Here is a 19,958-nt window from a genome sequence, read left to right on the forward strand (position 1 = left end):
TTCGAGCCTTCAGCGGCCCACCATCACACATGACCAGCCTGCGCTCTCGGGCAGAAACCGCCGGATGGGCTGGTCTTAGTCATCCGGACGCCAAAGCCGGAAGCGCGGCCAAGGATCACAAAGCTTGCCAAGCAAACGGACATTGTATCGAAATGTATCCGACTGCCTGCGAGTCACATCAAGACGCAGACCTGCGAGGGTTTGAACACACAAAGGATACATCGGGAAGATCACTAGTACGTGCACAGTTAGGATATTGCGCAATGGAGCACATCGACCATATTTTGATCGTCGATGACGATCGCGAAATCAGGGAGCTTGTGTCGAGCTACCTGACGAAGAACGGCCTGCGCGCCACCGCAGTCGCCGACGGGCGGCATATGCGTGCGTTCCTCGAGGCGAACGCGGTCGATCTCATTATCCTCGACCTCATGATGCCGGGTGATGACGGCCTTGTGCTCAGCCGCGAGCTGCGCGCGGGCAAACACAAGGCGACACCCGTCGTGATGCTCACCGCCCGCACCGACGAAATGGATCGCATTCTCGGTCTCGAGATGGGCGCGGACGACTATCTCGCAAAGCCATTTTCGGCACGCGAGCTGCTGGCCCGTATCAAGGCCGTCCTCAGGCGCACACGTATGCTGCCTCCGAACTTCCAGGTCTCGGAGGCTGGTCAGTTGTTGCGCTTCGGCAAATGGAAGCTCGACACGACGGCAAGGCATCTTGTCGACTCCGATGGTACGGTGATTGCGCTCAGCGGAGCCGAGTACCGCCTTCTGCGCGTCTTCATCGATCATCCGCAGCGCGTCCTCAACCGCGATCAGCTTCTCAACCTTACCCAAGGACGTGAGGCCGAACTCTTCGACCGATCCATCGATCTCCTGGTCAGCCGAGTTCGCCAGCGGCTTGGCGACGATGCGCGGGAACCGACTTACATCAAGACTGTCCGCAGTGAAGGCTATGTCTTTTCCATGCCGGTCGAGATCGTAGAGGTGCGCTGATGGCCGCGCCCGCCCTTCTTCATAAATTTCGCCTATGGCCGCGCACGCTCAGGGCGCGGCTTTTTGTTATTCTTCTTGCGGGTCTGACGATCGCCCATGCCATGTCGTTCACCGTGCTGTTTTTCGAGCGCTACATGGCGGCCAAGTCGGTCATGTTCAATAACCTTGAAAACGATGTCGCCACGTCGATCGCCATCCTCGACCGGTTGCCCGCGGCCGAGCGCGTCAGTTGGCTCGATCGACTTGGCCGCAACTCCTACAGTTTCATCCTGGGGCGCGGAATTGCGGGCAATTCCACGCTCGACACGCGGAGCGCCGAGATCGCCTCAAAGATCCAGGCTGCCATCGGCGCACGATATCAGGCAGAGGTCGAATCCATTCCCGGCCGTAGCCGGCACCTCCAAGCTCATCTGACGCTGAGCGACGGCGCGCCCCTGACAATCGACCTCCATCCGGCAGGGGTCATGCCCTTGGCCGACTGGCTCCCCTATGTGCTCATCGCGCAGGTCGGGCTCCTGGTGCTGTGCAGCTGGCTTGCGATGCATCAGGCAATCCGTCCTCTGGGCAATCTTGCAAGAGCCGCCGATACGCTCGACCCGAACAGGAATACGCCGCGGCTCAGCGAGACTGGACCAAAGGAGGTCGCCCATGCGGCAACGGCCTTCAATGCCATGCGCGACCGCATCGCGCAGTATCTCCAAGAGCGCGTGCAGATCCTTGCGGCGATCTCACATGATCTGCAAACGCCGATAACACGCATGAAACTCCGCGCAGAAATGGCCGAGGATTCGGTCGAAAGGGACAAGCTGATCCGGGATCTCGGCGAGATCGAACGCCTCGTCAAGGAAGGGGTCGCTTATGCACGCAGCGCCCATGGCAACGACGAAAAGGCCTCCCGCATCGATCTCGCCTCGTTCACCGAAAGTCTGGCCTATGATTATCAGGATACGGGCAAGGCGGTCACGGTCGGCAAGGTGAGCGGCGGCGCGATCGTGACCCGGCCCAATGCTCTGAGACGGATTCTCACCAACCTGATCGACAATGCGCTCAAGTTCGGTGGCAGCGCCGAGATAGAGGTGCAGCGCCTCACCGCAGAAACCGTGCTTATCACAGTGCTCGATCGCGGCCCCGGGATTCCGGATAACCAACTGGCGGAGGTCCTGAAGCCCTTCTTCCGCTTGGAACAGTCCCGCAACCGCGATACGGGTGGAACCGGCCTTGGTCTGGCCATTGCCCAACAGCTCGCTGCGGCGATCGGCGCCTCACTCACCTTGCGCAATCGCGACGGCGGCGGCCTTGCGGCAGAAATTGCCATTCACAGCTAACGAGAGGCCTACCGATCCTCGCGGCGGCCCCAAATAGGCGGCCGCCGCCCAACACGACGGCAAGCAGAAAGCGGCAGCCTTTACGGCCGCCGCTTCTTTTGAACGGCTTTGCCTGATCGACCAAGCGGGCCTTTTCATCGCATCAGACGATGTTAATCGTAACGTCTATATTGCCGCGTGTAGCCTTCGAGTAGGGGCAGGTCTGATGCGCCGTATCGACAAGCGCCTGGGCGGTGTCGTCGTCGATCCCGGGCAGACGCACATTGAGCCGTGCCTGCAGGAAATAGCCGCCGGCGCTATTGCGGAGATCCACTTCGGTATCGACGGCCAGATCGGCGGGCAGCGCAACCTTCAGCTTGCCAGCCGCCAGTCCGATCGCACCAATGAAGCAGGCCGACCAGCCTGCGGCAAAGAGCTGCTCCGGGTTGGTCCCCGGCCTCGCACTGCCAGGCGACGAGAGCTTGACGTCAAGGCGACCGTCGGAACTGCGGGATGCCCCGTCACGACCACCGGTCGTGTGCGTCTTGCCGGTGTAAAGTACCTTCTCGATCTCGGTCATGGTGTCCTTCCTTTTGACAAAGTTGATGACGCCGGGGCTTGCCTGTCCGACCGTCGAGATGCACATGCCGCTCTGCACTTGTATGGAATGTTTCGTGACCGGACCGAAATGTAATCAACTGCTGACAGAATGCAGGACGGACACACTGTGATACGAAGGTGGCGAGATGCTCGCCTCAAATAGTTGAGGTGTCGGCGAGTGCGGCCGCAGGTGATTCCGGGAAAGAGCAATGAAAGCTGTGCCGGCGGAATGTCAGGATAGCCGATCCACCATGTGGCCGCTCCGCGGGCAGAAGCGCAACGGCCACAACTTTGCCAGTCACCCCAAGCTTTGTGCGGTCGCGGCGAGGAGCGATCCCCTGCCCCACTGCCGCTGCGCAGCCTCGCCAGTACGATTTTGACGAGGATGATCAGAAACGATCGACGTCCACCACGGCCTGGGCAAAGGCCTGCGGTGCTTCCTGCGGCAGGTTGTGACCGATGCCGCCCGTGATCAACCGATGCTCATACGTGCCCAAGAACTTCTTGGCGTATGCCTCCGGCTCGGGATGAGGCGCACCGTTGGCATCGCCCTCCAGCGTGATCGTCGGCACGCCGATCAGCGGGAATTTTGCGAGTCGCCTTTCCAAATCGTCGTGCTTCGGCTCGCCGTCGGCCAAGCTGATCCGCCAGCGATAGTTGTGGATCGCGATGTCGACATGATCCGGGTTCTCGAACGCAGCCGCGGTGCGATTGAACGTTGCGTCGTTAAAGTTCCATTTCGGCGATGCGAGCTGCCAGATAAGCCTGGCGAATTCGTTCCTGTATCGCTCGTAGCCAGCGCGCCCGCGTTCCGTGGCGAAGTAGAACTGGTACCACCAGGCAAGCTCGGCTTTCGGCGGCAACGGCATTTTGTTAGCTTCACGGCTGCCGATCAGATAGCCGCTGACCGAAACCATGGCTTTGCAGCGCTCCGGCCAGAGAGCGGCGATAACGTTGGCGGTCCGTGCGCCCCAGTCGCAGCCGGCGATGACGGCCTTCTCGATCCCAAGAGCGTCCATCAAGGCGATAACGTCGGCGGCAATCGCAGACTGCTGGCCATTGCGCGGAGTGTCGCGAGAGAGGAAGCGCGTCGTACCATAGCCCCGCAGATAAGGAACGATGACTCGATAGCCGGCCGCCGCCAGAAGCGGCGCCACATCGACGTAGGTGTGGATGTCATAGGGCCAACCATGCAGAAGAATGACCGCGGGCGCATCGCTCGCTCCCAGCTCGGCATAGCCGACATTGAGGACGCCCGCGTCGATCTCCTTGATCGAGGCGAAGGATGTATTCGTCCCCGTCGCGATCGCGGGGATGCGGGGTCCCGCATGGCTGCCCGATTGGGCGCGCGCCGCGCCCATTATCCCGAGCGAAGCAGCGGCGACGGTCATCGCCGCCGCTCCCATGAACCGCCGTCGCGGCTGATTGATTTCCTCTGTCATCGATTTTCTCCAACTGTGTGAACTCAGTCGCGGCATGTGATGCTCATGTATCGCCACTGTGAGGTCTACAGCCGGAAATTGAAAGCTCGTGTAGGAATCAGGCAGGAAGATACTTTGAGATACGATTGCGCTGCGCCAGTCCGTTGGCCAAAGAGGGCCGAGGCGCATATGTCGCCGCCATGATGAGCTTACGCTTTGCGTTCTGTTTCACAGTGCAGACGCGCTCTCGCGCGCATTTCGCCGGATCGCTTGCGGCGGCTGTCCGAGCGAAAAGCCCGACGCATGCGATCGCGATCGGCAAAGCCGGTTTCCTCCGCGATCACATCCATGGAATGCCGACCTTCTTCGATCATCAGTCGTGCTGCTTCCACGCGAAGATGCTCCACGGCCTTGGCCGGCGACTGTCCCGTCTCGGCCCGGAAAGCCCGGCTGAACTGTCGCGCGCTCAATCCCGCGGCGTCCGCCAGTTCTTCGACCGACAACGCACTTTGCAGGTTCGCCTTGGCGTAGTTGATCGATCTCTGGATCCGGTCTGACTTCGGCTCGAGGTCGAGCAACGCAGAGAACTGCGATTGGCCGCCTGCTCGCCTATGGTAGACCACGAGCTTGCGCGCAACCGAGCGAGCGACGTCCTGACCGTGATCCTTCTCGATCATCGCGAGAGCGAGGTCGATGCTCGCTGTGATCCCTGCGGACGTCCACACGCTGCCGTCGCCGCCCGAACCCGCCATCCACAGCAACGCATCCAAGAACTTCCGGTTATCGGATCGCAGGCCCCGCTTGCCTTTCGTTCCATCGGGAGAAAGCCCTTGATCCGTTCCCATCCCGAAGCGCATCGCAGTCCATCGCCGACTCCAAAAATCAGCGTTGAATCTGATTTGCTCCCTCTTGGGAATCTCAATCCGCTAATTCGTCACTACGACCTAGCGCGTCTGGAAAGACGGTCTGCAGATGGAACTCAGTCCGGCGTGGCGCGGCCGGTCGTATCGGAGGCGTCGGTCCGAGCAAGTCCATCGCCGCGCGCCGGAGGCTGCGGCGTCGGCCCGGGCGGCATCAGCAGTTCCTCGAGGAAATAGGCAGAGAGCTCCGCGCGACCGGAGAGCTCAGCCTTGTGGTAGACGGAGGTCGCTTGCTGACGAATTGTCGCTTCGCTCGCGCCCCGGATCCGGGCGATCTCCTTGTGGGAGAAGCCCTTCAGCAGCAGCAGTCCGATTTCCTGCTCCGCCTGGGTGCAGCCCCAGGCGGAGAATTGGCGCTGGATGGCTGCGCCGAGCTCTTGAAAATGGTCGGCCAGGTCGGCTCGCCATTGCGCATTGCGCTGACGGATGTGCGCGACCTCATCGCGCAGGTCGACGTTCCCCGCTTCCTGCTCTCGCAAGCGCGAGAAGAGGAGCGCCACGCAGGCCGAGCAGCCGACCAGAAGCGCGATGCCCACCGCCTCCGTAAGCAACTCCGTGACGGTTAGCTCCTGTTCCTCCTGCACCACCTCCATGCCGAGCAACAGCGCAAACGTTGCCACCGCACCCGCAATCAGAATCTGCCGGCCGCGCCCCTTGGTCCAATCCATGGTTCGTCTCCAGCTCAAGTCGCGGCGAGGCACCGCGGCTCTCCGTATCGCGCCCATTCTGCGCCCACAGGCCGCGCTCCGCAACAGATGGGCAACTGGACACCAGGTCAGGTGAAGAAGAAGCCGTCGGCGCCCAACGAGGTGACACCCGCGACGTCGATCCCTGTGCCACGGTCGCCGATCACGTCGGTGCCGCCAAGGCCATCGTCGTAAGCGAACGCCTCGTCCCCGAAAGCCGCCGCAAAATCTGCAGCCATTATGCCCTTGCCGGCATCGGCGATACGCTCGGCAGAAAGAGCGCCTTCGGAAAACTGGAAGCTGTCCGACGCCATCCAACCCTCGAGCGCGTCATTGCTCGGGTTGGCGGCAAGAAGGTCACCAACCGGCGAGCTGGGCTTTGACCCTCCGGCCTCGATAAGGAGCTGCTGGAGCGTGGTCGCCGCAATCGGCGTATCGCTCACCGCGACAATCGCGTCGTTGAAATCGCCGTCATATTCGGGACTGGTATTCAACCGATCTTCAAAGCCGACGATCTCGATACCCTCTGCTCCCTCCACTGTCGAGGAAAGTCCGATCGCCTGCAGGCTGCCGGCGGGGTTCAGCAGGTTGGACCCGTCAGCGGCCCCAAGCGCGCTCAATGGCTGGATCGGCAGGATATTCCCCGCATCGTCCATGATGGTGGGGGCATAGAGGTCGGTCATGCTGGCCGGCAGGCCGGTTAGGAGGTTGGTGAGATGCAGCCCGCCATCGGTGAACTGCTCTAGGTCGACGCCAATCTCGTCGACACCGCGCACCAGGAAAAGGCCGAGCGTCTGGCCCTCCGGCACGTCGACGACCACCGAGGAACCGCGCACAACTTCGGAGAGATCCGGCAAAAGTATGCGTGCCTCACTGATCCCGCCGGTCGCCGCGTCGAAGTAATAGGCGCCGAGCGCGTCGACGCTGTCGGTGGAGCCGCCGATCACCGTGACCTCCTTGGTCGTTCCCGTGAAGTCCGCCACGTCAAGGTCCCGCACGTCAGCCAGATCCTTTACCGCCTTTCCTTCATGAAGTTTGGCCAGGGCGGGCGTGACGTCGTCCGTGTCGTCGGGGTCCGCCACACCGACTTGGCCCTTTCGGTAGAGATCGACCTTCGACGTCGTACTTCCGTCCGGCGCCACGGCGAGTTCGGTGATCTCGCCCACGCCGGGGGCGTAATACTTGAACTCGACACCGGTGGAGAGAGCGGAACTGTCGATGATCTTGATCACGTCATCGAATTGCCCAAAGGCCGTTTTCACGCTGAGCCCGGTCTCGGCAATGATGCTTTCGTCCTCGGCAATGCCGGGCGCGAATTCGAGATAATAGGCAGGGCCGAACTCCGGGCTCGCCTTCATGGCCCAGCCCGGCTGGTTACCGGGATCGTCGGCCGACCACTCGCCGTCATGATTAACGCCGGTGAAATTGCCGTCGTCATCGTATTCGTAATTTATGACGATCTCGCCGAAGTACCAGACATTGCCGGCCGTGTCCTGTGCGTACCAGTCGAAGGTGTCTTCGAGGATTACGTCGTCCTCATAGACCGTGTCACGGATCACGGTGGTCGCGACGCCGCGGACCTCGAATGTCGCGGAAGTGGTGAAGAGGTCGTTGCGCTCCGTCGTCACTTCTCCGGTATCGGGATCGATCTCATCGCCCATGTAGCTCAATACGTGGCCGGGGATCAGCGGAAGATACGGATTGTCGATCGGCGCTCTGGGAATGAAGGTCGCCGCACCAAAATTGGGCAGAATGGCCATGGCATGTCCTCCGAGGTGGATTGCGTCGCGGACGCGTCCGTCGCTCCGCCGCGGCGCGAGCATGCGGTGGCGACCGCCTCACGGGAATCCAGCAGGCGTGATACAAAAAAGACTTGACCGTTCAAAGTTCTGGCTGGCCCATCCAACGGATGTGAGATGGGCTGCAGTCCGCGTCCCGTCGCGCCGGCATTGGTGGTGCTCAAATCATGGGCTATGGTCTGTTGGCGGGGCATCGAGCGGGGATCAAGGACGATGCGGATTTCGATTTTTGCCGTGATGCGCAATGGAAAGTCCGTTCGAGGGCCCAAATGTCTTGCCCATGCTCGCCGACTCGGTCCTTTGCGCTTTCGCGGCTCGCATTTGTCCTTCTCGATCGTGCCGGCCCAGCGGGCCGAGTCCCGGCCCAGCGCCGGCTCGAGGTGCTGACGGGAATGGTCATGCGTTTTCTCGTCTTCGCTCTCACCGGCATGGTGTTCGTAGCGTTCTCACCTGCGGTGATGGCCGACGATCCGGTACCGGCACTCGTCGAAAGCTGCATGGTGCCCTGTGTGGGCTACGAAATTTCCGCGGAACTTCAGAATGACTGGGTGTTTGCTGCGGACCCGTCCCTCCTGAGGTCCGACGACCTGCAACCGACCGTCACAGTCGACCTCTTCTTCGCGCCGACGAATTACCTGCAGTTCGCCGCCTCTATCATCACAGAGCCCGTCGTCGACCCGGAACCCGGTGAGAATGCCGCCTTTGAAGGAATCGGCACATATTTAGCCGAACTCTACGCCACCGTCGGAGCAGGCCCTGCCACCGTGAGGGCCGGCAAATTCGATACGATCTTCAGCCTCGCCAGCGAGATCCTACCAGGGATCAATGCCACCGAACTGGTGTCAGACTTCGATGCCGACGAGCGCCTGGGCGCCGAGTTTATCCTCGATTTTGACGGCCTGGGGCTGAATCAGGCTTTGGCGGCAACTGCGTTTACGACGGACCGGACGATCGTCAGCGATTCGCTTTTCACCAGCCGGGGGCGGACCAGCCTGTCGCACGGCGGCGCCGGCAATACTGCCGGCCTGTCCTCGCTCTCGGTTATACTTGACGGCTGCAGGGGAGCAGAACCGGTCGACTGCTATGAGGACGGTCACTTCGGCTACAGACTGGGCGTGAGGTATCAGCGAGCCGGAGAGCCTACAGACGAGGACCTGGAACAACGGCTGGCGTCAGGCAACGAACTCGCCTACGTCGCGGCCGCAACCACGAGCGTGGAACTGGACGAAACGACCCTGAGGCTGCTCGGCGAAACGGCCTATCTTCGGCATTTCGACGGCCGCTCGGACGATGCCCTGGTCCTCACCGGCTCCGCGGCGCTGGAGGTGGAGCGGGTAACCTACGTCGCGACCTATACCCAGCAGGTAAACTTTGTTGCCGGATGGCCGGATACACGCGAGCACCTAGCCGACTTTGAAATCATCTATGCGTCCGACGAAGACAGGCCGCTCGAGGGGGCCGGCTGGAAACTCGCCGCAGCCTACACCTTCGCGCGCAACGCAGAGGATGAAACCGCTCACATTTTCAGCGTGCGCGCAGTGTTCGATTTCGGCGGAGAGGTGGAACTCGGCTCGCCGTGAAGTGAGGCTGGGCGTGCTCGACGAGATGCTGGCGGTGTTGGCCCGCGAAGCCGATCTGGAATGGCTGCCCGCGACTCCTCTCCTTCTCAAGCTATTCCGCCAATCGCAACTCTCCTGGGGCTATAAGCCCGTCCTCGAAGAGTCCGGCGTCAATCAGGCTCCGCCGCCTGACGAGTCATAGCCGCGCCAAAAGACGGGCGCAGCGCCGCCCTCGCCTCTCATCCGAATGTGAAAACAAATGCTTCGACGCCGGGATCAAGGAAGCGTATCTCGAACGTCCTCTCCCGCACGTCTCCCGACTGGCGCACAAGCTGATAGAGCCGCGTTTCCGAGACCGTCCCATTGCCGCCAGCATCGATGTCCGCGCCGTGATCTACACTCGGCGCAGCCCCGTCGACCTTCACCTGGAAGCGCACCTTCCTGCCGCTTGCCCCTGGACCGAGCACAAGGTGCAGGTCCCGCGCGCTGAATCTGTATGTGATGCCGCCGCCAGTGTGATTGAGCGTCGCCTGCTCGGGTCCCACGGTCCAGTTGCCGGTCAGGCCCCACTGGTTGAGCCCCGGTCTTGCCATCGAGTAATCGCGGGCGCTGTCGGCCCCGACACCTTCTGGGGAAACGAAGTTGGAAGCTCGCATGTAGCCGATATAGGCCTCTCCAGACCCGAGGCTGGCGAAATCGGGCGCAGCCTCGGCGCCATTTGTTTTCGGGCTCACGAGGCCGCCATCGGTCCTACGGTTACCTGCCGCTTCCGCCAGCAGTTCCTGGATGACCCGCTCGGACCTCTCGTAGTCGCCCTCACCGAAGTGGTGGTACCTGATCCGCCCCTCCGCATCGATGAAATAGTGGGCCGGCCAATAATTATTGCCGAAAGCGCGCCAGATCGCGAAGTCGTTGTCGATCGCGACGGGATAGCCGATCTCAAAATCCCGGACCGCCCGTCTGACATTGTCGATCCGTTTCTCGAAGGCGAATTCGGGCGCATGCACGCCGATCACGACCAGGCCCTGGTCCCGGTACTTCTCCGCCCAGGCGCGAACATAGGGAACCGTTCGGATGCAGTTGATGCAGGAGTAGGTCCAGAAATCGACAAGCACGACTTTCCCGCGAAGCTCCTCCACCGTCAGAGGCTCAGAATTGAGCCACGCTACGGCACCATCGAGCGACGGGAACCTGCCCTCGACCGGCAAGGTGCTCCGATACGCCTGCCGCGCGTCATTTGCGGCCGGCGCCATACGGTTGTTCGCCGCCGTGTCCGCGCGCTCGGCGGAGTTGCCGCGCAGGCGATCCAGCAGCGACTGCTCAAGGCTGGTGGTGCCTGCATAGGACAGGCGCGCCAGCAGCCCGGTATCGACACCGAGTGCAATGGCCGCAACGCCCGCCAGAACGGCGACGCCGAGGCCCTGTCGGAGACGCTCGCCAAGACCGAGCGATCGCTTCATTGCTGCAAACACCCTTCCTCCGGCGAATACCGCCAGCGCGAGCGAGGTGGCTGCGCCCGCGGCATAGGCCGTCAATAGAAGCGTCGTCTCAACGTTGGCTCCATGGAGGGCGGCGCCCGTCAGGACCAGCCCCAGGATCGGACCGGCGCAGGGCGCCCATAGAAGCCCGGTTGCGACGCCGAGGAGGAAGGATGCTCCGACAGTCGCCTTCTGCCCGGCCGCCCTTTGCGAAAGCCGGTTACCGAGCGCAACCGCAGGACGGGTTATCACAGCCGCGAGCCGCGGCGACAGCAGGATCAGGCCAAAAGCACCGAGCAGTGCGATTGCCGCATATCGGCCAATCTCATTCGCCTGCACCGCCCATTCTCCGCCGAGCGCGGCAAGCGTTGCCACGCCCGCGAATGTCACGACCTTGCCGAGGAGCATCGGAAGGATGCTCCGCGTGAATGGCTGACCGGCCCGAGAAAACACGAACGGCAAGACCGGAAGAATGCAGGGGCTGACAATGGTCAGCACGCCTGCAAGATAGGCTATTGTGAAAAGGATCATCGTCGTCCCTCTGCAGTAGACCAACGCTTTCTTGCGTTGATCGCGCTTGACACTCACCGCATGGGACCAGCGGGGAGTATCCTGGATGTGTCCTATTTCAGGGGGATCTGTATCAGAGTGCTTGCGGCCGAAGAGCGATAATCTCCAGCCGGCCCGGTTACGACGGTACTTCATGCTTCTCTGAGGCGCGGCTGCGTTTCATACCGCATCGTCGGGCAAGGTCCGGCGCGGACCCTACGGCCCGCGCCGGACCAGAACTATGCCTGCAGAAGCTTGAGCAGTTCCTTGGCGGCCGAGGTTGACGAGGACGGGTTCTGGCCCGTAATCAGCCGACCGTCCACGACTGTGAAATCGGCCCAATCGCCAGCCTTTTCATAGCGGCCGCCCAGACGCTTCAACTCGTCCTCGACGAGAAATGGTACCACCTCGGTCAGTTGCACGGCTTCCTCCTCGGAATTGGTGAAGCCGGTGACGCGCTTTCCCTTGACGATTGGCTCGCCCCGATAGGTCACCTTTTGCAGGACAGCCGGGGCATGGCAGACGGCCGCGACCGGCTTACCGGCGTTGTAGAAGCCCTCGATCAGGGCAATCGAGCTCTTGTCGTTAACGAGGTCCCACATCGGACCGTGGCCTCCGGGATAGAAGACAGCGTCAAAACTGCCCGCTTTGACGTCGCCGAGCCTTTCGGTATTCGCCAGTGCCTTCTGAGCTGCGGGGTCCTCCTTGAAGCGCGTCATCGCCTCGGTCTGGTTGCCCGGATCGTCGCTCTTGGGGTCGATCGGCGGCTGCCCCCCTTTGGGTGACGCCAAGGTGATCTCGGCGCCGGCGTCCTTGAATACATAATAGGGCGCCGCAAACTCCTCGAGCCAGAAACCGGTCGGCTTGCCCGTATTCCCGAGCTGGTCATGCGACGTCAAAACCATCAAGATCTTCATCGTCATTCTCCCTTGGTTGAGGCGTGCCCAAACGCGGGCCACCGGGTATTCCCGAACTCGAGAGCGGTGCTCAGCTTTGATACTCGTCATCTGCAACAAGGCGGACCGACGACGCCTCGACACCCAGCTTCGCAGCCTATTCTCGGTACTTGACCGCATAATGGTCCAGGCTCTTGCCGGTAGCGCTACAGCCTGCCACCATATTTACTTCTTTCCGCTTTCGGGTGAATACTTGCTGATCGGCAGTCACTATCCCGAAGATCGGCAGAATAATGGATCGCATTGATGCAATAAAAGTGTTCGTCACCGCGATCGACGAGGGCAGTCTCGCCGGAGCAGCCCGCCGGCTGAAGCGATCACCGACGGCGGTCAGTCGGGCGCTGAGCTTCCTGGAGGCCCATGTTGGGGTCGAACTGCTGCATCGAACGACCCGCACGCTCTAGCTGAGCGAGGCCGGCCAACGCTATGCGGCCGCCTGCCGGCGGGTGCTGATCGATCTCGAGGAAGCTGATATGCTCGCCGGCGGTGAACGCTCGGCTCCCCGTGGGATGTTGACGATTTCGGCGCCGCCGATCGTTGGGGAAGAGGTGCTGCGCCCCATTCTCGACGATTTCCTTGATCTCCACCCGGCCGTTTCAGCCCGGTTTCTCCTGCTCGACCGCTTCGTCAACCTTGTAGACGAAGGCGTCGATATTGCCCTGCGCATTGGCCATCTCGCAGATTCGTCACACATTTCCACTCGGCTCGGTGGCGATGTCAGGCGCGTCGTCGTCGCGTCTCCCCGTTATCTTGCCAACCATCCCCGTATCGAAGAGCCGACAGATCTGGCGAAGCACCAAATCGTGGCGTTCACCAATTTCGGCCTGGATTCTTGGAACTTCACGCCAGCGAAGGGCTCGTCGATCCCCCGGACAGCGCAATTCACACCGAGGTGCATCGTCAACAGTGTGCGCGCTGCGGCGGCTTCGGCCGCTGCGGGCCGCGGTCTGACCAGGCTCTATTCCTATCACGTCGCCGAATATGTGAGAGACGGGCGGCTGAAGATCGTGCTTGCCGATGCGGAGCACCCGCCCCTGCCAGTGCATCTGCTCGCCCCGCACGGCCGTATGTCGGTGCCGAAGGTCCGCGCCTTTGTCGATTTCGCCGCGCCGCGTCTACGCACAGAATTTACACGCCTAGCTGCAGAAGCAGGCACGCTCGGCTGATTATGCCGCTGCACGGATGAGTGTCCGCCAATCGCCGACAATTCTCCCAGAGAACGGATGGATCTAAATCAATTGCACCAACGCCGAGGGCGTAGGGCGGGCGCGAATGAAGCGGCCGCTGCGATCGAAAAAAGGATCACATCCATGAGTACCGAACAGAAGGTCGTCATTATCACCGGCGCGTCGTAAGGGATAGGCGCCGCCCTGGTTCGAGCTTACCGTGACCGGAACTTTCGCGTCATCGCCAGTTCCCGGTCGATTAAGGACAGCGCCGACTCAGGCATCCTCGCCGTCCCAGGCGACATCAGCAAACCGGAAACCGCCGAGCGGATCGTCCGCGAGGGCCTGCAACACTTTGGTCGTATCGACTCGCTGGTAAACAATGCCGGCGTCTTCCTCTCCAAGCCGTTCATCGAGTTCACAGAGGAAGACTACGCCCACAATATAGGCGTGAACGTCGCCGGCTTCTTCCACATCACCCAGCGGGCGGCCGCCGAGATGCTGAAGCGGGGCTCGGGGCACATCGTCAACATCACGACGAGTCTGGTCAATCAGCCGATGGCCGGCATGCCTGCCGCCCTCGCCTCCTTGACCAAGGGTGGCCTGAACGCGGTTACCCAGTCGCTCGCCATGGAGTTCTCGAAGAGCGGCGTTCGCGTCAACGCGGTCTCCCCGGGGATCATCAAGACCCCCATGCACCCGCCGGAGGCGCACGCGGCGCTGGCGGCCCTGCATCCGGTTGGCCGGATGGGCGAAATTCGCGATATCGTCGACGCCGTCCTTTATCTCGAGGCCGCGAGCTTCGTCACCGGCGAGATCCTCCACGTCGACGGCGGCCAGAACGCCGGACGCTGGTGAACACACGATGTGCTGGTTCGAGGCCTTGCCCGAACCAGCACATCAAGAGCGACTGCGCAAGACTACGCGCCCTGCTCGTCCTGGCATAACGCCGCCAAGCCAAACTCTAGGAAAGGACACGACAATGCCTATCGTCACTGTACAAGTTACCCGTGAGGGAATCACACCCGACCGCAATTCGGTCACCGTCGAGGAAAAGGCTGCCATCATCAAGGGCGTCAGCGAGGTGCTCCTCAACGTCCTCAACAAGCCCCTTGAGTCGACCTACGTAGTGATCGAGGAAGTCGATCTCGACAATTGGGGCTGGGGTGGCCTCCCGGCGGTACAGTATCGTCGCCAGCGTGCCGCGGCGACAAAATCGGGTGGCCCGGTTCGATCATCGAGCAGCTGAAGATCATCGATCCTTTAACAAACCCCACGGCACATGGTGGGACGGATGCTTTCGACATCGTTATTTCCTCGTTGCCCGACTATGTTTCGGGGAAGCCTACCGACCTGGGTTGGGAGCCAGCCCGGATCGCGCGTGCCTGGACGATGCAGATGAAGCCCTTGGGCTACACTGGATTTGTGGCACAAGGCGGCGATTGGGGTGATGCAGTAACGGAGCAGCTGGCCGTCCAGGCACCGCCGGAGCCGCTCGGCATTCCCACCAATATGCCAGCAACCGTGCCAGACAGAATCCAAAAGGTGCTGGGGTCCGGCGGCCGGCCGCCGTCCGATCTATCCTCCGACGGGCGTTACGCGTATGATCAGCTCGGCCTTTTTATAAGAATGAGCTCGCTTACGCTCAGGAGCTGAGTAAGCGCCCGCGGACGCTGTACGGAACTGAAGATTCGCCGATCGGCTTGGCTAACTGGATACTCGACCACGATGCGCGAAGTTATGCTCTTATCGCGCGCTTATTTGATGGGCCAGCATGAAGGCCTCACATGAGATGACGTGCTCGACAACATTACTCTGTACTGATTGACGAACACAGCAGTGTCTTCGGCTCGCTTGTATTGGGAAAACAAGTTCGCCTTTTTGCCCACAGGGTGTTTCGATTCCAGTTGCTGTGAGCGCTTTTCCCGACCGACTTTACCAAGCACCGCGATCCTGGGCAGAGAAAGCGTTTCCCAAGCTCATTCATTACAACCGGCTCGACAACGCGGGCACTTGGCAGCCTGGGAGCAGCCAGAGATGTTTACCCAAGAACTCCGAGCCGCGTTCAGGTCGCTGCGCCAGTCGATTTGAGAAAAACACGGGCGCGTTTGCGCGCCCCGCCCTTCCGAAACGCAAGGAGAAAACCATGACAACTGCAACCAACACCGAGAGAGTGCGGACAGTCGACATGAAGCTCGAGGTCATCGTCATCCCTGTTTCGGATGTCGACCGCGCAAAGAATTTCTACGGAAGCCTCGGTTGGAGGCTCGACGCCGACTTCGCCGGTAGTGACGACTACCGCGGCATCCAGTTCACGCCGCCTGGTTCAGGGGCCTCGGTCATCTTCGGCACGAACGTGACCGCGGCGCCACCTGGCTCCGCCCAGGGGCTGTACCTGATCGTCTCCGACATCCAAGCCGCTCGCGACGAGTTGCTCGGCCGCGGCGTCGAGATCAGCGAGGTGTTCCACGACGGCGGTGACGTACATGCTGGTGCGGACGAGCCCTACCTGTTTGGGCGGCTCCGGGTTGGCGGTCCGGATCCCGAGCGCCGCAGCTATCGCTCCTATGCCTCGTTCAGCGATCCGGACGGCAACGGCTGGCTGCTCCAGGAGGTCACCGCGCGATTGCCCGGACGCGTCGACATGGATGCGACGACATTCACGTCGCCGACTGAGCTCGCGAGCGCGCTCCGCCGTGCAGAAGCCGCCCACGGCGAGTACGAGAAGCGGATCGGCCGGCGAGATGAGGACTGGCCCATTTGGTACGCCGAGTACATCTTCCGGGAGCAGGCCGGCGAGGCGCTGCCGTCATGAGCAGTGGCCGCTGCGGCCCGCCGAAGTGAAGCTACGACTGACAACCCCGCGGGGCTCCGCGCCGCGGGGATGGGACATGAACACAGGGTTCCGCCGATCTGGACCACTACGCGCGAGCCTTTTCCGAGGCACTCGGCCGGCCGATCCGCTATCGAGACGTGGCGCTCTCGAGGTGGATCGATAGGCTGAAGGAGGCGGGGGTGCCAGTGCACCTCGTCAACCACGTTGCTGTGATGGCCGATCTTCACGCGCAGGGGCGGTACGGCCGCATGACGGACGACCTGTTCAAGCTCACGGGCAAGACGCCGACGAATATGCATGACTTCGTGAAGCTCCACGCCACTGAATTCGCTCCTTGAGGCCACGGCTTGAGGGTCGGATCGGCTGCGGAGCAAAATCCCGCTTAGGCTGCCCTCGTCGGGGGCAGCCACGAAGGCCCTTCGTCGCATCAACAAGATCCATATCAATTCCCGCCGAGTTGGGCGGAACGGGCATGTCCCAAACTACTACTACAACAAGGTCGACAAAGGCCGGCGCTTCTCGGGTTGGGGACAGCCGCAGTTCTCCGCGGCAGTTCGCGCGGGGTTCAGATCGTTGCGGCAATCGATCTGAATGAACGGAATGGAACGCCGCCGTCCCCGCTCTTCTCCCAAGGTGAACCGGCTGCCGGCCCGGTCCACCGCCACTTCCGTGAACACATGAGCTTACAAAAGTCCCGCCCGGCTGACACATCGCCAATACAGGCTCCGCTGAAAATGGCGACACGACTTCGAAGACGAAGGCTCGACCAAATTCATGAAAGGATGACAATATGAAAACGACTCGGATCATGGCGACTGCATTGCTGCTCGTCGGCAGCGGATTGACGCTGCAAATGGCGCAGGCCCAACAGCTGGAAATTCAGCGCACCGATATCCTGCAGCAAGATCTTGGCGTGCCGGGACGCGAGGCCGTCCAGGCGCGCGTTGATTTCAAGCCCGGCGCAGTCTCGATCAAGCATTCTCACCCCGGTGAAGAGGTCGCCTACGTGCTCGAAGGCTCGCTGGAGTATCAACTCGAGGGCAGACCACCGGTCACACTCAAAGCCGGCGAGGCTTTGTTCATTCCGGCCGGAGTGGCGCACGTGGCGAAGAACGTCGGCAGCGGCAAGGCGTCGGAGCTCGCGACCTATATCGTCAACAAAGGGACGGCGCTCGTCGTTCCGGTCAAGTGAGCGTTCCTGCGATGACATGGGGATCCTGAGAACCATAGCGAAAGAGGTGCGAACTTGACGGCACGGGAACCGACGAACGCTTCCGCCCTGTCCCGCCGGGCGCTGCTCCATCCGGAGCGGCGGCGGCAGCCCTTGCGGTGTTTCGTCCCGTAACGGCTGCCGCCCAATCAGAGGCCGCGCCGCACTTTGGGGTAGAGGCCATCCGCCCCTTCCGCGTCGATGTTCCGCCCGCGGAGCTCATCGACCTCCGCGGTCGCCTTGCCGCAACGCGCTGGCCTGAGCCGGAAACGGTCAGTGACCGCTCCCAGGGCGTCCAACTCGAGAAGCTTCAGGCACTCGTGCGCTACTGGGAAACGGGCTACGACTGGCGCAAGGCAGAGGCGAAACTCAATGCCTTGCCGCAGTTTTTGACGAATGAAGCGTCTTGGATACACAAGCTACGTGTCTCAAGGCGGCGACTGGAGTGCCATCATTTCCGATGCGATGGGCCGTCAGGCTCCAGAGGGTCTGCTCGGCATCCATGTCAACAGAATTGAGCGTTCAACGACTATCCCGCCGGAAGTCGCGAAGGCGCTAAGAAGCGGGGAACCCGCACCGGTGAACCTGACCGCCGAAGAAAAGGCAGTGTTTGATCAGGCCAGGGAGTTCATGAACGAGGGGTTCGGATACGCCGCAATCATGGGAACGCGTCCGCAAACCATCGGGTACGGCCTCGCCGACTCGCCAGTGGGACTGGCGGCATGGTTCTACGACAAGTTCGGTGATTGGGTGTTCACCCGCGGCGAACCGGAGCGCTCGCTCAGCCGCGACGAGATGCTCGACAACATCACACTCTATTGGCTGACAAACACAGGAACTCAAGCGCACGAATTTACTGGGAGAACAATGCCAGCAAGACCAAGTTGGTCGGTATCTCGATTCCGGCAGCGGTGACGATTTTCCCTGGAGAGGTCTACAAACCGCCGAAGAGCTGGGCGGCAGGGACTTACCACAACCTCATTTACTACAATCGAGTGAATAAGGACGGCCACTTTGCGGCCTGGGAAGAGCCGGACCTATTCAGCGCCGAAGTGCGTGCCGCTTTCCGGCCATTGCGCTAACCCGGCGCCCTTCGCGTCCGCACGCCTGTGGCTCCGCCTCGAAACACGCGCGCCGGTTATCCCGCCTGCCGTTTCGATAATGCCGTCGAGCTCGTGAGTGCGGCGGGTATGCCGATAGCGAAGACGGCCAGCAAGGAGCTTTCCAGGAAAGGAAAGAAGTTTCCGCAACCTTCCAAGCACGATTGACAGCGGCCTCCGCGACGGCCGAACTTGCGCCCGGCAGCGCACAGCATTCATTTGCCCGCCTTCGACGGCATTATCTATTACACGGTTGACGAGACCAGCTATCGCATCGTTGCGATCCTGGCTTCCGGTCCAGAGGAACTGCCGATTCGCTTCATCTCCACCCTTGGGCCGGGGCAGCGCATCGTCATTTCGGTGCCCCAATCGATCGGCCTGCCACCCATCGATTTCGAGGTCCTACGGAATGGTGATGGGCTGGTCGTCAGCGACCCAGACGGTCAATTTCACGGACGAAGTAGCGACCCCATCGGCCGACGCCCAATGACCGCCTCCGCTAACCTCCACTTCAAATGGAAAGTTAAGGTTGGCCGGTAGCGGGGATCTGATATAGAAATGGCCTCATGTCATGCCAGAAGCAGTTTCTCAGCGGCTCGAAACCGGATGCGGTTTCAGGAGAGGACTTCATTCTCGCCGCTCTCTCGACCGATCTGGAAAGCTGGGCTCTGTTCCTCGATATCGATGGTACGTTGCTTGACCTTGCCGAAACGCCGGACGCCGTAGCCGTTCCGCCTTCGCTGCCTGCAAATCTCGATGACTTGTCGAGAAAACTCGGAGGTGCTCTGGCACTCGTGACCGGTCGCGGTCTTGATTATGCCGACCAGCTTTTCTCGCCGTCCCATTTTCCCATCGCAGGGCTTCATGGTGCCGAGCGCCGCGATCCGGATGGCCGTGTGCACAAACCCGCAGCGACGGCGGAATTTGAGCGGCTGAAGGCCGATCTTATCGCCGATACCGCCAACTGGGCGGGCGTTTTGATCGAGGACAAGGGAGCGGCAGTCGCCGCCCATTACCGGCTTGCGCCGGACAGAAAACTCGAACTTGAACCGCTGATGGAGCGGGCGTTGATTCGAGCAGGACCAAACTGGACGATCCAGCATGGTAAGATGGTTATCGAAATCCGTCCGGCCAGCGCCGACAAGGGCCACGCAGTCGCGGCATTTCTCGCCCAGCCAGCCTTTGCCGGCAGACGCGCGATCGCGATCGGGGATGATGTGACCGACGAAGCGATGTTTCGCGTGGTCAACCGGCTCGGCGGCTATTCGATCCGCATCGGACCGCCTTTGCCTGCGAGCGAAGCGCTCGGCGCCATCCCCTCTGCCGAGGCCCTGCGCGGCATCATCGCCGCGTTGGTCTCCTGAATATTTGAG

At 61.6% G+C, this 19,958-nt stretch carries 17 protein-coding genes and 5 pseudogenes; 14 read left to right on the plus strand and 8 right to left on the minus strand.

From position 1 onward, the window contains the following. The first annotated feature begins 263 nt into the window (after positions 1 to 263). A complete protein-coding gene (locus PYH37_RS04925) occupies positions 264 to 1,001 on the plus strand; it encodes a response regulator (protein ID WP_280732311.1) in 738 nt (245 codons plus the stop codon). Then, entirely contained in the window at positions 1,001 to 2,326 is a 1,326-nt protein-coding gene (locus tag PYH37_RS04930; RefSeq protein ID WP_280732312.1) for an ATP-binding protein, read from the plus strand. The genes PYH37_RS04925 and PYH37_RS04930 overlap by 1 nt, the downstream gene beginning before the upstream one ends. 142 nt (positions 2,327 to 2,468) lie before the next feature. On the opposite strand, the gene PYH37_RS04935 is transcribed toward PYH37_RS04930, so the two are convergent. From PYH37_RS04935 to PYH37_RS04960, 6 genes and pseudogenes are all read right to left on the minus strand, one after another. Next, positions 2,469 to 2,885, minus strand: coding sequence for an organic hydroperoxide resistance protein (locus PYH37_RS04935; protein ID WP_280732313.1), 417 nt, complete (start codon positions 2,883 to 2,885; stop codon positions 2,469 to 2,471). A 409-nt stretch (positions 2,886 to 3,294) separates the two neighbouring features. Beyond that, the gene (locus tag PYH37_RS04940; RefSeq protein ID WP_280732314.1) at positions 3,295 to 4,347 is read right to left on the minus strand and encodes an alpha/beta fold hydrolase; all 1,053 of its coding nucleotides are present in this window, start codon (positions 4,345 to 4,347) and stop codon (positions 3,295 to 3,297) included. Positions 4,348 to 4,554: 207 nt separating this feature from the next. Then, positions 4,555 to 5,060 (minus strand): annotated as a pseudogene (locus tag PYH37_RS04945) (GlxA family transcriptional regulator); the annotation flags it as partial. Then, positions 5,061 to 5,209 (minus strand): annotated as a pseudogene (locus PYH37_RS04950) (IS5/IS1182 family transposase); the annotation flags it as partial. A gap of 96 nt (positions 5,210 to 5,305) precedes the next feature. Further along, complete coding sequence (locus PYH37_RS04955; protein WP_280732315.1) at positions 5,306 to 5,914, minus strand: helix-turn-helix transcriptional regulator; 609 nt, start codon at positions 5,912 to 5,914, stop codon at positions 5,306 to 5,308. Positions 5,915 to 6,021: 107 nt separating this feature from the next. Continuing rightward, positions 6,022 to 7,692, minus strand: a complete 1,671-nt coding sequence (locus PYH37_RS04960; protein WP_280732316.1) for a hypothetical protein — start codon at positions 7,690 to 7,692, stop codon at positions 6,022 to 6,024. 437 nt (positions 7,693 to 8,129) lie between these two features. Between PYH37_RS04960 and PYH37_RS04965 the strand changes: the two genes are divergently transcribed. Both PYH37_RS04965 and PYH37_RS04970 read left to right on the plus strand, forming a co-directional pair. Continuing rightward, the gene (locus tag PYH37_RS04965) at positions 8,130 to 9,311 is read left to right on the plus strand and encodes a hypothetical protein (RefSeq protein ID WP_280732317.1); all 1,182 of its coding nucleotides are present in this window, start codon (positions 8,130 to 8,132) and stop codon (positions 9,309 to 9,311) included. Positions 9,312 to 9,324: 13 nt separating this feature from the next. Further along, on the plus strand, positions 9,325 to 9,492 hold the full coding sequence (locus PYH37_RS04970; protein ID WP_280732549.1) for a hypothetical protein: 168 nt from the start codon (positions 9,325 to 9,327) through the stop codon (positions 9,490 to 9,492). 37 nt (positions 9,493 to 9,529) lie between these two features. On the opposite strand, the gene PYH37_RS04975 is transcribed toward PYH37_RS04970, so the two are convergent. Continuing rightward, positions 9,530 to 11,299 carry a cytochrome c biogenesis protein DipZ gene (locus PYH37_RS04975; protein WP_280732318.1) on the minus strand — a complete coding sequence of 590 codons (1,770 nt, stop codon included), beginning with the start codon at positions 11,297 to 11,299 and terminating at the stop codon, positions 9,530 to 9,532. Between the two features lie 257 nt (positions 11,300 to 11,556). Beyond that, the gene (locus tag PYH37_RS04980; RefSeq protein ID WP_280732319.1) at positions 11,557 to 12,234 is read right to left on the minus strand and encodes a type 1 glutamine amidotransferase domain-containing protein; all 678 of its coding nucleotides are present in this window, start codon (positions 12,232 to 12,234) and stop codon (positions 11,557 to 11,559) included. 272 nt (positions 12,235 to 12,506) lie between these two features. On the opposite strand from PYH37_RS04980, the pseudogene PYH37_RS04985 reads away from it, so the two are divergent. From PYH37_RS04985 to otsB, 10 genes and pseudogenes are all read left to right on the plus strand, one after another. After that, positions 12,507 to 13,439: pseudogene (locus tag PYH37_RS04985) on the plus strand (LysR family transcriptional regulator). Positions 13,440 to 13,631: 192 nt separating this feature from the next. Further along, a complete protein-coding gene (locus PYH37_RS04990; protein ID WP_280732532.1) occupies positions 13,632 to 14,297 on the plus strand; it encodes an SDR family NAD(P)-dependent oxidoreductase in 666 nt (221 codons plus the stop codon). 124 nt (positions 14,298 to 14,421) lie between these two features. Further along, positions 14,422 to 14,688, plus strand: coding sequence for a tautomerase family protein (locus PYH37_RS04995; RefSeq protein WP_280732320.1), 267 nt, complete (start codon positions 14,422 to 14,424; stop codon positions 14,686 to 14,688). Continuing rightward, positions 14,658 to 15,530: pseudogene (locus PYH37_RS05000) on the plus strand (epoxide hydrolase); the annotation flags it as partial. The gene PYH37_RS04995 and the pseudogene PYH37_RS05000, both read left to right, overlap by 31 nt. Positions 15,531 to 15,585: 55 nt before the next feature. After that, positions 15,586 to 16,254 carry a VOC family protein gene (locus PYH37_RS05005; protein ID WP_280732321.1) on the plus strand — a complete coding sequence of 223 codons (669 nt, stop codon included), beginning with the start codon at positions 15,586 to 15,588 and terminating at the stop codon, positions 16,252 to 16,254. Between the two features lie 200 nt (positions 16,255 to 16,454). Beyond that, positions 16,455 to 16,613 carry a hypothetical protein gene (locus PYH37_RS05010; protein ID WP_280732322.1) on the plus strand — a complete coding sequence of 53 codons (159 nt, stop codon included), beginning with the start codon at positions 16,455 to 16,457 and terminating at the stop codon, positions 16,611 to 16,613. 452 nt (positions 16,614 to 17,065) lie between these two features. After that, on the plus strand, positions 17,066 to 17,467 hold the full coding sequence (locus PYH37_RS05015; RefSeq protein ID WP_280732323.1) for a cupin domain-containing protein: 402 nt from the start codon (positions 17,066 to 17,068) through the stop codon (positions 17,465 to 17,467). Between the two features lie 54 nt (positions 17,468 to 17,521). Next, positions 17,522 to 18,567, plus strand: a pseudogene (locus PYH37_RS05020) (epoxide hydrolase N-terminal domain-containing protein). 210 nt (positions 18,568 to 18,777) lie between these two features. Further along, on the plus strand, positions 18,778 to 19,125 hold the full coding sequence (locus PYH37_RS05025; protein ID WP_280732324.1) for a hypothetical protein: 348 nt from the start codon (positions 18,778 to 18,780) through the stop codon (positions 19,123 to 19,125). A 26-nt stretch (positions 19,126 to 19,151) separates the two neighbouring features. Then, positions 19,152 to 19,949, plus strand: coding sequence for a trehalose-phosphatase (gene otsB, locus PYH37_RS05030; protein ID WP_280732325.1), 798 nt, complete (start codon positions 19,152 to 19,154; stop codon positions 19,947 to 19,949). Positions 19,950 to 19,958: the final 9 nt, after the last annotated feature.

The sequence above is a fragment of the Sinorhizobium numidicum genome (assembly GCF_029892045.1).
GTDB lineage: Bacteria > Pseudomonadota > Alphaproteobacteria > Rhizobiales > Rhizobiaceae > Sinorhizobium > Sinorhizobium numidicum.